Annotated in this window: 10 protein-coding genes; 3 read left to right on the top strand and 7 right to left on the bottom strand. The window is 61.6% G+C overall.

Annotation, left to right across the window (positions count from 1 at the left end):
• Positions 1–74: 74 nt before the first annotated feature.
• From HMPREF2996_RS04965 to HMPREF2996_RS04940, 6 genes are all read right to left on the bottom strand, one after another.
• Positions 75–368 carry a molecular chaperone GrpE gene (locus tag HMPREF2996_RS04965; protein ID WP_070644741.1) on the bottom strand — a complete coding sequence of 98 codons (294 nt, stop codon included), beginning with the start codon at positions 366–368 and terminating at the stop codon, positions 75–77.
• 65 nt (positions 369–433) lie between these two features.
• Complete coding sequence (locus tag HMPREF2996_RS04960; protein WP_070644742.1) at positions 434–943, bottom strand: MarR family winged helix-turn-helix transcriptional regulator; 510 nt, start codon at positions 941–943, stop codon at positions 434–436.
• A 24-nt stretch (positions 944–967) separates the two neighbouring features.
• Positions 968–3,553: an AAA family ATPase gene (locus tag HMPREF2996_RS04955; protein WP_070730396.1), complete on the bottom strand. Its 2,586-nt coding sequence runs from the start codon at positions 3,551–3,553 to the stop codon at positions 968–970.
• 3 nt (positions 3,554–3,556) lie between these two features.
• Positions 3,557–4,681 (bottom strand): metallophosphoesterase, encoded by a 1,125-nt coding sequence (locus tag HMPREF2996_RS04950; RefSeq protein WP_070730394.1) that lies wholly within the window; start codon positions 4,679–4,681, stop codon positions 3,557–3,559.
• 62 nt (positions 4,682–4,743) lie between these two features.
• Positions 4,744–5,577 carry an SWIM zinc finger family protein gene (locus HMPREF2996_RS04945; protein WP_070730392.1) on the bottom strand — a complete coding sequence of 278 codons (834 nt, stop codon included), beginning with the start codon at positions 5,575–5,577 and terminating at the stop codon, positions 4,744–4,746.
• A complete protein-coding gene (locus HMPREF2996_RS04940) occupies positions 5,578–8,649 on the bottom strand; it encodes a DEAD/DEAH box helicase (protein WP_070730390.1) in 3,072 nt (1,023 codons plus the stop codon).
• Between the two features lie 243 nt (positions 8,650–8,892).
• Between HMPREF2996_RS04940 and putP the strand changes: the two genes are divergently transcribed.
• The 3 genes from putP to HMPREF2996_RS04925 all read left to right on the top strand — a co-directional run bounded on the left by putP (position 8,893) and on the right by HMPREF2996_RS04925 (position 11,814).
• Positions 8,893–10,455, top strand: a complete 1,563-nt coding sequence (gene putP / locus HMPREF2996_RS04935; RefSeq protein ID WP_070443710.1) for a sodium/proline symporter PutP — start codon at positions 8,893–8,895, stop codon at positions 10,453–10,455.
• Positions 10,456–10,780: 325 nt separating this feature from the next.
• Positions 10,781–11,323: an HNH endonuclease family protein gene (locus HMPREF2996_RS04930; RefSeq protein WP_070730387.1), complete on the top strand. Its 543-nt coding sequence runs from the start codon at positions 10,781–10,783 to the stop codon at positions 11,321–11,323.
• A gap of 47 nt (positions 11,324–11,370) precedes the next feature.
• Positions 11,371–11,814: a DUF2269 domain-containing protein gene (locus HMPREF2996_RS04925; protein ID WP_070443704.1), complete on the top strand. Its 444-nt coding sequence runs from the start codon at positions 11,371–11,373 to the stop codon at positions 11,812–11,814.
• A gap of 105 nt (positions 11,815–11,919) precedes the next feature.
• Here the strand turns inward: HMPREF2996_RS04925 and HMPREF2996_RS04920 are convergent, their stop codons facing one another.
• Positions 11,920–13,914 carry a DEAD/DEAH box helicase gene (locus HMPREF2996_RS04920; protein WP_070730385.1) on the bottom strand — a complete coding sequence of 665 codons (1,995 nt, stop codon included), beginning with the start codon at positions 13,912–13,914 and terminating at the stop codon, positions 11,920–11,922.
• Positions 13,915–13,983: the final 69 nt, after the last annotated feature.

Here is a 13,983-nt window from a genome sequence, read left to right as displayed (position 1 = left end):
TTATGCAGAGCCGCCCGTAGTTAAACGCAGATCTTTCAGAACGCATCCGCCTTTAGTTTGACGCCGACTGTGGCCTAGACCCCAGGATCCTCATTGTTATTGAGCGCTTCGACGAAGTCTTCACGGTCCTGGAGCATGCTCTCAATATCTTCTTCCGCGCCAATAATCCACAGCTGCGAGGCATCATCGAAGGTTAGTGCGCCCTCCGGATGCTGCTCAAGGGCTGCCTCAAGCGCGGTGGCTTGTTCCTCGGTGAGCTCTTCCAGATCCTCAACCGAACCCACCTGCACGCTGAGTTCCTTCAAGGGAGTGATGCCGTACGTAACGTATTGGCGCTGCGGATGCTCAAACAGTTCTTGTCCCATCATGGTGTGGGAAGGTCACCTCCTGGTGAATTAACGGACGGGCCCTACTCTACCCGCGCCAGGCACGGCTAGTCTGCGTGGAGGCCCAGGCGTTCGTCCGGAACGAAGCCGTCATAGCCCGGAAGATTATTCTCCGACAGGACGCCCTTGCAAAAGCGCAGAAGCGCCGGAACATCGGCAGGATCGAGGTGATCAAACACCATGCGACGCACCGACTCGACGTGCTCAGGAACTGCCGCCTCCAGGCGTTCCCGGCCGGCCTTAGTCATGACGACCTCAACGCCGCGTGCATCGCCTGCGCACTTTTCCTTGCGCACCAAACCGCGCTTTTCCATGCGTGTGATCTGGTGGGAGGCGCGGGAGCGGTCCCACTCCAATTCTGAGCACAACTCGCGCAAACGCAGCATGTGATCGGGTGCCTCCGAAAGCGAGACGAGGACCGCAAACTCCGCCGCGGAGATATCGCTGCAGGCTAAGAGGGTTTCCTCCATGCCGCGATTAATCTTGCGAATGCTGGCGAGAATGTGCCGCCAGAGGTCCTGTTCGCTTTCCGTGAGCCATCGAGTGTCCGCAGTCATGGCTCACACCCTACACTCCATGACTTAAGCGCTTGTAAGTCTCTCCATATCTAGGTCCATGCGCCCCGGTACCCACGAGTAGCGCTGCGGCATACAGGTCAGCACGATGACCTGAGTGTTTTTCCCGGCCTTGCTGAACAACGCCGCCATAAGCTGAAGGCGCTGCGAGTCGGCAGACCCTAACGCGTCGTCGATGACGACGGGAACCGGTTCGCCGGACACTAGCTGAGCGATGGCAAAGCGTGTCAGGATGCTCAGCTGTTCTTTAGCACCGCCGGAGAGCGCGTCGAAGGACACGGTCTCACCGTTACGGCTGCGAGCTTGGACCTTGAGCTCTTCGGAGAGCTCGAAGTCCACGTCACCGCCAAAGACGGTGCGAGCCAAACCATTAAGAGCCGTGACAAAGGGCGCAGCATAGCGCTGGCGGGCGGCGTCGCGGTGGCGCAGCATGAGCGTACGCAGGTAGCGCGCGGCATTCGCACGGCGCTCGACAGCGGCATGGCGCTCACGAGCCACTTCGAGCTCCGCGGCAGCTTTCTCTGCATCCTCAGCTGCACCAGAGTGCATAGTGATAAGCCCGTTAAACTCGCGCATATCGCCAACCGCCGCATTGACCGCTGCGTTCAGTGAATCAACGTGCGTGTGTGCTCCCCTAGCTAGCTGCTCTGCGGTGTCGACATCCACGGTCGACATCTCCTCCAAAGCCGCCTTCTCCTTCGCCAGCTCAGTCCGTGCTGTCTCAATCGCGGCGGTCACCTCGGCATCACTGAGCTTGGCGCGGGCGGCCTCTACGGCTGCGGCCTGAGCATCACGCTGCATCGTGGCCTCCTCCGCACGGACCATCGCCACCTCCAGTGCGGTGCCCGCCTTGTTCTCGCGGTAGGGTGCCAGGGCGCGGTCGAGCTCATCCAGCTTCCTGCGCAGCTCCTCTTCTTCCTGCTCCACGACGTCGAGCTCCCGCGGCTGTGCGGTGGAATCGGTAGAGCCGCCGGGCCCCTCGGTGTCCGCAACATCGGCCGCGCCCGCCTCGAAGCGAGCACGCAACTCACCCAGGTCCTCCCCACCCAGCGCCGCAGTGAGTTCGCGGGCCGCGGTATCGGCAGCGGATGCTAGCTCTACGTGTTTTTCGTGGGTGGCACGGGCGGCCTCCACGTCCTCGCACCCGGCGTCTTCCAGCAGGCGTGTGAGCTCCGCTCGGGCTTTCTCCACGCCTTCCTCACCGCTATCGCCCGCACCGGCTGCATAGCGGGCGGTAATGTCGCCGATCTTCAGCGTGGTGCCCTCGCGCAGTTCGACTGCCAGTTCTTGACCGCTCTCCAGCGCACATTCTTCGCCATCTACGCTAAAGGAGCCCTCGCCAGAAAAGTAAAGCTTGGCCGCCGCAGCCGCGCGCAGGCGCTCCTGGACGGTGACCTCGCGTGCAGCGTCCTCCAAGGCCTGAAGGTTCGGAACGTCGGGAGTCGCGGCCAGTTCACGGCGGCGGGACGCCAAAGTCTCTTCCAGTTTGTTCAGTGCTTCGAGGCGGGTACCCAGGGCCTCGCGTTCAGCGCGTTGCTGCGCGCGGCGGGCGCGCTGGCGCTCCTCGCGCACGGCCTCATAGCGCTGGTGGACCTCGGCGTGCACTTCTTCCAGCTTCGCTCGGGCGGCGGCTTCTTCCTCGGCCCTCTCGCGGGCTTGAATAACCGCTGCGGCGGCACGCTCAGCAGCCTCGGCAGCTGCGGCATGCTCAGCAACCACAGCTTTACGGCGCTCCGCTTCCTTCTCCGCGCGCGTCACAGCCTCCGCCGCCCGAGCCACCGCCGCCTCCTGCGCGGTGACTTTCTCCTGGGCGGCCCGAGCGGCGAGCAGCTCACCGTCACGGCGCTCGCATTCTTCCGCGGCTGCCGGCAGAGCGGCTTCAGCCTCGGCTTTCTTCAGCTCGGCGGCTTCATAGCGCTCCACCACGCCGTCGAGTTCGCGCAGGGCGGCCTCGGCGGCAGCGTGCTTCTCCTCAGCATCCGCCAGCGCAGCAATGGCAGCCTTATAGTCTCCTGCCGGCTTGTCTGTCTTCGCGGTGAAGTACTCCTTATATTCCGCTTCGATGCGCGTGAGCAGTTCAGAATCTTCTGCCGCGGCACTCGCCCCGGTTTCTTCTTCGAGTGCGGCGGTTAGGGAAGGAATGCCCACCGCGGCGATGCCTTGGTGGGGGTCGTCCTGGCGGACGAAGAGGGCGTCGAGAAGCGCGCGGTCCACGTTCTCACTAAGGATGCGCTCCAACTCCCCATCCGCCTCGGCACCGGTCCACTGGCCCGGGCGCGGGGAGAAAACATGCAGCTCCGAGGTGCGCTTCTTCACCCACCGCTTGCGAATACGGAAGCGGTAAGGCCCCACGGTTGCCTCCAGCGTGACCTCAGGTCCCACATCGCGGCCGGCAGGCTGGAGCGCCCTCACCGGCTTGGAATTTGCCGTGTGCTTTTCCGTGAGCACGAAATCGATGGCCTCCACCAGCGTGGACTTTCCAGCTTCGTTCGGCCCACCGATGACCACCACCCCGGTCTCCGGGAGGTCTTTGACCTCCAGGTGCTCCACGCCCCGGACGTTGTTCAGTTCAACAGAATGCAGCAGCATCATGGTTTAGGCTCCCTTCGCGCTGAGGCGGAACAGCAGGTTGGCGGCGTCGCGGGCAGTGGGATTATCTAGGTCCTCGAGCAGCTCCGCTAGCGCATCGGCGGCGTACCCGCTCAAACTCAGCTCGCCGAGTTCTTCTTCTGAGGGCGCCAGATGCAGGTCCATGGTCCTCTTGCGCGGCTTGAGGGAGGCAAAGACCTCCTCCATCTCCGCCAGGCCCTGCTCCAGACGGGCCTGCGCGCTCAAGCCCACGGTGCCACGCAGGCTGTACTTCACCGCGGTACGAATCTTCTCCGGAACGGCATCGAGCTCCGCAAGAAAAGCCTCGACCTCCTCCAGTGAGTTAACGTCCGCATCAATCGCCCGGAAGTCCCAGCGGCCAACGTGGTGCTTGGCCACGTCCACCCGCTCTCCCTCAACGGTCACCACCAAGGCGTTGCCCGAATCGCGCTCCCTATCGTCGAAGGCCGTGGTCTCCGGGCTGCCGGAGAACCATACCTTGCCGGTAGAACCGAGAGATTCGGTGGAGTGCGTATCCCCCAGCGCCAGGTAATCGATAACACCCTTATCCAGGCACTCTTCCACGAAGGCGAGGTCGATCGTATCGGCATCCGAGTCCTCGCCCTCGCCCGCGCGGGATTCCACCTGGCCGTGGCCCACCGCGATGCGAACCGCGCCCTCCTCGGCAGGCTCTAAAGGCTCCAGCGCACGGCGCACGAGGTCATAATTAACCCGCTTAGACAGGTAAGGGGCACCAACGATCTCCAAGCCTGGGCGAACCTCAATCGGCTCCGAATCAGCGATCACGTGCACGTTATCCGCAAAGGAGTTGAAGAAGATGGAATCCGCCACGAGCGGATCATGGTTGCCGGGCAACAAGTAGACCGGAACCGGCAGGCGCTTGAACATATCCTTCGCGCGCAACAGCGTGGTTTTGCTCAAGGAGTTGTGCTCGAAGACGTCACCGGCCACAACGATGAACTCGGCACCCGTCTCGGTGGCCAACTCCCCCAGCCGCAGGACCGCTGCTTCGCGGTCATCATCAAAACGCGATTGCGCCGCAGGACTTAAAAACCAGCGGGTCATGCCCAGCTGGAAATCTGAGGTGTGGATGAACGTAACCGCGGCCATGCAAACTCCCTACAACGTGGTCCAGGGCTGGCGCTTGAGCCTGTCCCCTGGGGTGGCAATGTCTAGTGCGTCAGATGATAGTAAAGGTCCTCGACATCGGAGACTGCCCGAAGCAAATCTATGTTCGTATGACTCACGGAGCGCATGGCTTTGCGCAGCAATTCCGGGTCGGAATCATCCACGGCAGGAGCAGTTTTGGGCTCCGGCAAGGGCGGCAATTCGCGCCCCTCCCAGAACAGGGCATTGCGTTCCTCGGCAGAGATTTCAGAGGTCGCGGAAGCTGAAAAAGAGTCCTCCGAGGCCGCCTTGGCCTGTTCCATGACCGCTTGCTCCAGCCGCGCGAAATCAAGTCCGCGCAGGGCGAAGATGACGGAAGGATCGGCATCCATCCGGGCCGCGAGGCGGTCCGCCACCGCCACGACGTGTTTGCACACATATTCCGGGTCGGGGCAGGTGCAGGAAAAGCGAAGGTCGTCGGGGTACTCGGCGATGAGAATGTCGAGGGAGGCGTCGGCAAGCATGCCTTCCTTGGCCTTCGCCACGGAGTTGGGGGTACGTGCGAACATCTCCGACAGCCGCCCGATGTCCTCGTTATTGCGGTAGGGCACCTGGATGAGCACCGCGAAAGGCTCGTTCTGGGAGCCCGCAACCTTTCCGTGTACCGCGCCATTGCGCACGTCGAGGCCCACGACATGGCCCTCCGTGGCGTACTGGCGCCCGCGGCGAATGCGGCCGGAATCCGTTTGCTGGTTGACAAAGTTGAGCAGGCGCGTGGCCGCCGGTTGCATGGTGCGCACGCGGTCGACGCGGTTGACCTCCTCCGGCGTGCTCACGCGCTTGCGGGTGCCGAAGTTGGCATAGATGACGTTGTTGTCCTCAGGGTTTTTCGGTGCCATTTATTTCTCCTGTCCCCTATAGCTCATGAGATCCGCCAGCTGCTCGGGGCTCAGCTCGGTGAGCCAGCCCTCGCCTTCGCCCACGACGGCCCCAGCCAGCTGCGTCTTACCGTCGAGGATGTCCTGAATGGATTCCTCCAAGGTGCCGGCGGTAATCATCTTGTACACCTGCACGTTGCGCTGCTGGCCAATGCGGAAGGCGCGGTCCGTGGCCTGATTCTCCACCGCCGGATTCCACCAGCGGTCCATGTGCACGACAATCGACGCCGCGGTGAGGTTCAGCCCCGTACCTCCTGCCTTGAGCGAAAGCAGCATGACGGGCGCGCCGTTATCGGCCTGGAATTCCTCCACCATCTGGTCGCGCCGGTTCTTGCTCACCCCGCCGTGGAGGAAGGGAATCTCGCAGCCCAGCTGCTCAGACAGGTAGGGCTGGAGAACGTCACCGAAGGCCTTGTACTGGGTAAAGATCAGTACGCGCTCCGAAGATTCGATGGCCTGGTCGATGATCCGCATGAGTTCTTCCACCTTGCCGGAGCGGTGCTTGCCTTTGATGGTGACAGCGCTGCCATCGGCCAAGAAGTGCGCCGGGTGGTTGCAGATCTGCTTAATGCGGGTCAGCGATGCCAGGATGAGGCCGCGGCGCGAGATGCCCTCTTTCTTCTTTGCCAGAGCCTGCTCCACGTCATTGACTAGGGCTTTGTAGAGGGCCGCCTGCTCATCGGTCATGCGCACGGTGATGATCTGCTCAGACTTCTCCGGCAGGTCATCGATGATATTCGGGTCCGTCTTGAGGCGGCGCAGGATGAACGGGCCGGTGAGCAGGCGCAGGCGCTCCGCCATGACATCGCTTCCTTCGCGCTCGATGGCCTTGGCAAAGTGGTTGCGGAAGAAGGAAGCTGAGCCCAGGATCCCGGGGTTGCAATAGTCCAGGATGGAGCGCATTTCCGACAGCCGGTTCTCAATCGGCGTACCGGTCAGCGCCACGCGGTGCCGCGAGGGGATGGCGCGCACGGCCTTGGAGGAGCGCGTGGAGGCGTTCTTGATCGCTTGGGCTTCATCGAGGACCACGCGGTCCCACTCCACCTTGCTCAAGGTCAGGAAGTCTCGGCTGACCGTGCCATAGGAGGTGATGACGATATCGGCGTTCTGCGCCGCTGTGACCAGCTCCTCGCCCTTCAGGCGCCCGGTGCCATGTTGCACCATGACCGTAAAGTCCGGCACGAAGCGCTTGGCTTCCCTAGCCCAGTTGCCCACCACGGAGGTCGGGGCAACCACCAGGGTGGGCTTCCACGCCTCTGCTTCCCTCTCTGTCTCATGGGCGGCCTTTTCTACCGCCAGCAGGGACAACAGCTGCAGCGTCTTGCCCAAACCCATGTCATCTGCCAGCACCGCGCCGATATTGTTGCGGGACATCCAATACAGCCAGTCGACGCCCCGGCGCTGGTACTCGCGCAGCTCGGCATGGACCGTATCGGGGATCTCCACGCGGTCGGGCGCGGTACTATCCATCCCACCGAGCAAAGAGGTGTGCCACTCAGATCCGGTGAACGCTACTGGGTCCTCCGCCATGGATTTCAACGCCATCTCGCGTAGGTCCGCAAGCGTTACCGCTTCTTCTTGTTCGCCCTCGTTGAATTCCTTGCGGCGGCGCTCCACCTCCGCAACGAGCTCTTCCCAGCCAGGCTGTTCCAGCTGGCGGGCCATCTCCGCGGTCGCGGCGAGCTGCTCCAGTTCCTTTAGGGCGCGCTTGCGGGCGGTATCGGCCAGTTCGCGCATGTACTGCGAGATCTTATTGAGGGCCTGTGTATCCGCCATGACCCACTCGCCGCGCAGACGAATCAGGCCGGACTTGGAGGAGATGAGCTCGTGCATTTCGGCGTCGGTAAGCTGCGTATCCCCCACCGAAAGCTTCCAGTCATAGCTGAACAACTTCTCCATGCCGATGTGCGCCTTGGTGGCGGCATCAGCAGGATCGCGCACCTCTGTGGTTTCCAGCTTGGCTTTGGTCTCCATGTGGGACCACGACTTGGGCAGCAGCACGGTAAAGCCGGCTTTGCGCAGGGCGGCGGCGTCGTGGGTGACAAAATCCACGAGCTGTTCCGTGGTCAGGTACACATCCCAGTCCCCCGCATTCCGGCTCGCCGGCGCGGAATTGTACTTTAGCCGCGGAGCCACATCGAAGGCGTGACGACGGGCTTCGCGCAGCTTCTCGACGCTCCCCCGATCCAACTGGTCTTGGTGCACCGGCATTGGCGAATCGGTACCGGAGCGAACTAGCAGGCGGATGGGCCATGCTGCGTCCTCGACGGCGACATTATCATTTGGTGGCTCCTCCACGAGGAACACCAGCTGCAGATCGACGGAGGTAATGGAGTCCTTCCACTCGTTGAGCCCGCGCAACAGCTGCGCCCGCCCTTTCTTCACGGGCGCGGTTTTCAGCAGCGCTTGGGCGAAGTCGTGCCAGGGGGCAGCGCGTGGGGCGTCGATCTGCGGGCGCAGCTGGGTATAGGCAATCCAGTGCGTGAGCTCATCGGCCAAATCATCAGACAGGGCCCGGTTATTAATGGACAGGATGCCGGGTGCAGACGCCAGCATTTCCGCCAACCAGCTGCGCTCGCCCAAACCGGAGGCCAGCTGCCACATCGGATACCACTCGCCGGCTTGGTAGGACAGGCGGATGGTCACGCGGCCGGCGCGGACAAAACGGTAAAGCCCGCGGTAGGCACGGATGAGCCACAGGAGATCCGGCGCGATGGTCGCACGCTGCTCCACGGAGACCGCTTGGCTTTCGGTGTCGAGGTATTCCAGCTTGGCCAGTGTTTCCACCGCTTCATCCGGGGCAAACATGGCCATGGGCACCATGAGGGAGACATCCTTGCCCTTCGGAGTGCGCAGGGAGACTCGCGCGCGGTTGCGGAAGGTCTTCTTGCTCAGGATGCTATCGACCACATCCGGGAAAGTTCCCTCTGGGACTGCTGAGGGCATGATGATCTTGTGCCCTTCGACCTGTTCGATCCATAGGCTCAGGCCGGAGACGGGCAGCCAGAGGCCATGCAGCAGGTAAGAAGCCATAGGGGCCAGTTTAGCAGCACGCCTTCTGGGGGTCAGGGTTGCAGAAAGTTCCCAAATCCAGCCCAAATAAGCAATCGTTACAGTCTCGTTACATAACGACGTAACACCAGTAAGACCGTACATTAAGCTGTGACCAAGGTAACCAAATACTGGTCAACCAGCCAATTTTCAGTTGGGTAGGAGCTTGTGCCTCGTTAGCGTGGTGAGGTCCTATTTTTTAATCTCAATCTCAAGGAGAGATCAGTGCAAGACTCCACTTGGTATGTCGTTGCGATGATCATCTACCTGCTTGCCATGGCCGCTATCGGCTTCTGGAGCTACAAGCAGACGGATGAGTATGACGACTACGTTCTCGCCGGCCGCGGCCTTCACCCGTTCGTAGCCGCCCTGTCCGCCGGCGCTTCCGATATGTCGGGTTGGCTGCTCATGGGCCTGCCGGGCGCTTTGTTCCTGACCGGTATGTCCGAGCTGTGGATGGCCATCGGCCTCCTCATCGGCGCTTGGGCCAACTGGAAGTGGGTCGCGCCGCGCCTGCGCTCCTACTCCGAAATTGCCGGCAACTCTATTACCGTCCCCTCCTTCTTTGAGAACCGCCTGCACGATAAGTCGCGCGTGCTGCGCATCATCGCGGCGGCGATCATTATCTTCTTCTTCACCTTCTACGTCTCTTCCGGCATGGTGGCTGGCGGCCGTTACTTCGAGTCCAGCTTCGGCGGTGACTACATGGTCGGCATGCTCGTCGTGGCTGCCGTGACGGTCTTCTACACTTTCGTCGGTGGCTTCCTTGCGGTGTCCTACACCGATACCGTCCAGGGCCTGCTCATGTTCGCCTCCCTCATCATCGTGCCGATCATGGTGCTCTTCTCCTTGGACAACCCGGGCGAGATCTTCAGCTTCGCTGCTGAGAACCCCTACGCCACCAATGGCGTTATTGAGAACCCCGATTACTTCTCCCTGTTCTCTGGCGTATCCGCCGCCGTCATCATCGGTAACTTGGCTTGGGGCTTGGGTTACTTTGGCCAGCCGCACATCATCGTGCGTTTCATGGCGCTGCGTAAGCCTTCCGATGCCCGCGCGGGCCGCTTCTACGGTGTCAGCTGGATGGGGATTTCCCTGATTGGCGCTATCTTCGTGGCGCTGTCGGGTACCGTGTTCTTCACCCAGACCGGCCACTCCATTACTGACCAGGAAAACTACGAGACCATCTTCCTGGACATGGCTCAGGTCATGTTCCACCCGCTGTTTGCTGGTCTGGTTCTGACCGCCGTTCTCGCAGCCATCATGTCCACGATGTCCTCCCAGATGCTGGTTGTCTCCACCTCCCTCATCGAGGACCTCTACCTCATCTTCGCTAAGAAGAAGCCGCGCCAGGAGGTTCTGATCAACCTCTCCCGTACCGCCGTCGTGGCCATCGCCATCATCGCTGCCGTGCTGGCCATCAACCCGTCGGATTCGATCCTGGGCCTAGTTGGCTTCGCCTGGGCTGGCTTCGGCTCCGCCTTCGGCCCAATCGTCCTGCTGGCGCTGTACTGGAAGCGCCTCAACTCCACCGGCGCTATCGCCGGCATGCTCACCGGTGCGATCGTGGCCATCGGCTGGGGCATGAGCCCGCTGGGCGATACCCTCTACGAGCTGGTTCCGGGCTTCATCTCCGCTCTACTCGTGGCTGTCGGCGTTTCCCTGGCTACCAAGGCCCCGGATGCGAAGGTCACCCAGGAGTTCGAGGAGGCTACCCGCTTGGCCAAGCTCGTTGAGAAGAACGATGACTTGGACTTCGAGGAGGCCGCAGAGAAGGTTCAGAAGTAACCCTCCTCTCTCCCCGATCCTTCTGCGCAAACCCCGCTTCAGCAGTCCAGTTACTGCTGTGGCGGGGTTTCGCTTGTGATTGACTCGGATGGCTCTACAAGGTCGCTACTCAAAAGCCTCTATTCAAAAGGCATTTCTCAAAAGGTGCCTTTGCCTCGAAAACGCCGTGTGCGAGCCTCTAAAAGGTGCCTTTGCCCCCAAAGAAACCTTCTGACTAATGCCTTTTGGGAAAAGCCGTATGGCTGCCCCACCTAACCCGTTTCTACAGTCACGTGCTTCCTGCTTATTCGGGAACCGCTCATACACCCCAGCAGTCTAAAAGTGCATGAACCTGCGCGCGGCCTATATCGGTTTCCTCTCTATAGCCACCGTGGCCTACGGCGGCTACCACCTCCTCCCCGGCCCCGACCTGGGTGTGGCTACCGTGCCTGCGCGCGTGGAGGCCCCCGGCTATGACCGCGATGACTTCGGCGGCTGGGCTCCCGGAACCCGCGATAATGTCAAAGCCTCGCAGACCACCAACGGCACACTCTATGACCCCTATTCCCGCGCTCCGGCGCCGGCGCGCGTGGAAGTCGACCACGTCTTTCCGCTCTCAGCGGCCTGGGACCTTGGTGCTTCAGATTGGCCGCGTGATAAGAAAATGGCCTTCGCCAATGATCCGCTCAACCTCGTCGCTACCGCCCGCAATTTGAACCAAGCCAAGTCCGATTCCTTGCCGGCGGACTGGCTCCCACCGGCTGATCGTTGCGACTATTCGCAGCGGCTTGCCGCTGTGGCCCGCAAGTATCAACTCCCGCTTCCCTCCCGCGACTATGCGGTCATGCGCCACCAGTGCCGATTCGATTTCATCTCACAGCACCGTTAGACTTTCGCTGGGAAAAGCCCCGTACAGAAAGGTAAAGCGCACTCCCCATGACTAGCTTGCTCATTTTCCTCCACGCCTTCGCCGCTATCTTGTTGGTCGGTACCGTATGTATCTCCACCTCCGCCTTCCCAGCACAGCTGGCAAAGGCTGGCGCTGGTGATGCTTCGGCTGCTGGTGCCGCCGGCATCCTCAACAAGATCACCTCGACCTATGGCTATATTTCCGCCATTGTTCCGGTTATTGGCCTGGCCGTTTTCCTTACCGACCTGGATGCCTACAAGTCCCAGGTCCAGTTCCACATTGCCCTTCTGCTCTCCGTCATCGCTTGGGTCATTCTGCTCGTCGTGGTTATCCCGAAGCAGAACAAGGCCATGGCTGCGATTGCTAGCCCGGGCAGCGCCGATGTGGCCAAGCTGAAGAAGCAGCTAGCTATGTTCTCCGGCATCTTCAACCTGCTGTGGGTTGTCTGCGCCATCCTGATGTACGTCTAAACTTTCCGGTTTAGCCCTCAATAGCAAAACCTCCCAAGCCCTCAATGAGAGTTTGGGAGGTTTCTTCTTGTGCAGCATTAAGGCCGCTGCGATGCCTGGCAGAGACTAGTCGCGCCAGCCGCCGCGGCGCCCACCACGATCACGACCGCGTCCACCGCGGTCACGGTCGCGGTATCCGCCGCGCTCACCGCGTCCACCACGGCCACGTCCACCGTAGCCGCCGCGGCCGCGATCATCGTCGAAGTTCCGGCGCGGTGGGCGGCCGGTGTCCTTCTGAATCTTGATGAGCTGTCCGGAGATACGGGTGTCCTTCAGACGCTCCAGCACTGCCGGGTCCAGGTTCTTCGGCAGGTCCACCAAGGTGTGGCCCACCGCGATGGTGATGCGGCCGAAGTCCTTGGAGGACAGGCCACCTTCATTGGCCAGCGCACCCACGATGGCTCCGGGGCGCACGTTCTGGCGCTTGCCGACGTCCAACCGGTACGTCTCAAAGTCCCCGTCCGGTCGGCGCGGGCCGCGGTCACGGTCGCGGCCAGCGCGCTCACGGCCACGGCCACGCCCGTCGCGTTCGAAGCGGTCGCGCTCGCGACGGTCCTTCTTGGATACCGGACGCTCCTTGAGCAGGAAGTCCGTCCCGCCCTGTAACTGCACGGCCAGAGCAGCAGCGATATCATCCATCGCCACGTTCTCAGCCGCGGAGTACTCGCGCACCATGTCACGGAAGAACTCGAACTGCTTGTCCTCCTGCGAAGCGCCGATGGAAGCGAAGAACTTCTCCTTGCGCTTAGCGTTGACCTCATCCGCGGTCGGAAGGTCCATCTCCTCCAAGCGGGCATTGGTCACGCGCTCGATGGAGCGCAGCATGCGGCGCTCACGCGGGGTGACAAACAGGATGGCCTCACCAGTGCGGCCAGCACGGCCGGTACGGCCGATGCGGTGCACGTAGGACTCGGTGTCATTCGGGATGTCGTAGTTGACCACGTGGGTAATGCGGTCCACGTCAAGACCGCGAGCAGCCACGTCGGTAGCCACCAGGATGTCCAGGCGGCCATCCTTGAGCTGATCGACGGTGCGTTCACGCTGCTGCTGGGCAATATCACCATTGATGGCAGCAGCGTTGTAGCCGGCCTCCTTGAGACTATCGGCCACGTCCTCAGTCGCGTGCTTGGTACGGCAGAAGACAATGATGGCATCGTAGTCAATGACCTCGAGGATGCGGGTGAAGGCATCCATCTTGTGGCGGTGCGGGGTCAGCAGGAAGCGCTGCGTGATGTTGTCATTCGTACGGCGCTCCGACTTCACAGTGACCTCAGCGGGATTGTTGAGGTACTGCTTGGACAGGCGGCGAATCGAATTCGGCATGGTGGCCGAAAACAGTGCGACCTGCTTTTCTTCCGGGGTGTCCTCAAGAATGCGCTCGACGTCTTCCTGGAAGCCCATGTTGAGCATCTCGTCCGCCTCGTCGAGGACGAGGAAGCGCAGCTGTGAGATGTCCAGGGAGCCCTTCTCCAGGTGGTCAATGACGCGGCCTGGGGTGCCGACGATGATCTGGGCGCCACGGCGCAGCCCGGAGAGCTGAATGCCATAAGCCTGGCCACCGTAGATAGGCAGAACCTCGATGCGACCCAAGTGGTCAGCGAAGGACTGGAAGGAGTCCGCTACCTGGAGGGCCAGCTCACGAGTGGGTGCCAGGACCAAAGCCTGCGGGTAGCGGGCCTCGGTATCGATCTGGGAGAGAACCGGCAGCGCGAAGGCTGCGGTCTTACCCGTACCCGTCTGGGCGAGGCCGACGACGTCGCGGCCTTCCATGAGGATCGGGATGGTTTCTTCCTGAATTGGGGATGGCTTGGTAAAGCCCACCTTGGACACGGCTTCCTGAACGTCATCGGAAAGGCCGAGGTGTGCAAAACCCTGGGAGTTGTCGTTGGCTGATTCTTCTTCAGCGCCGGTGTCCTCAGGGTTATTCGCAGCCCCGGTGTCCTGATTCGACACCTGCGAAGCGTCCAATGCTTCGCCACCTTGCGAGTTTTCCTGAGATTCCGACTTATTGAATTCTTCCGGCTCGTTGACGCCGCCGGTGGCGTTATCGGTAATGCTCATTGCTCACACCAGAGTACGGTACCAACATCCAATTAGCTATTTCGCCGAAGATCTACCCGAGCTTTTCCA

The organism is Corynebacterium sp. HMSC066C02, assembly GCF_001814945.1.
Lineage (GTDB): Bacteria > Actinomycetota > Actinomycetes > Mycobacteriales > Mycobacteriaceae > Corynebacterium > Corynebacterium aurimucosum.
This window is presented reverse-complemented; position numbering and strand designations above follow the sequence as displayed.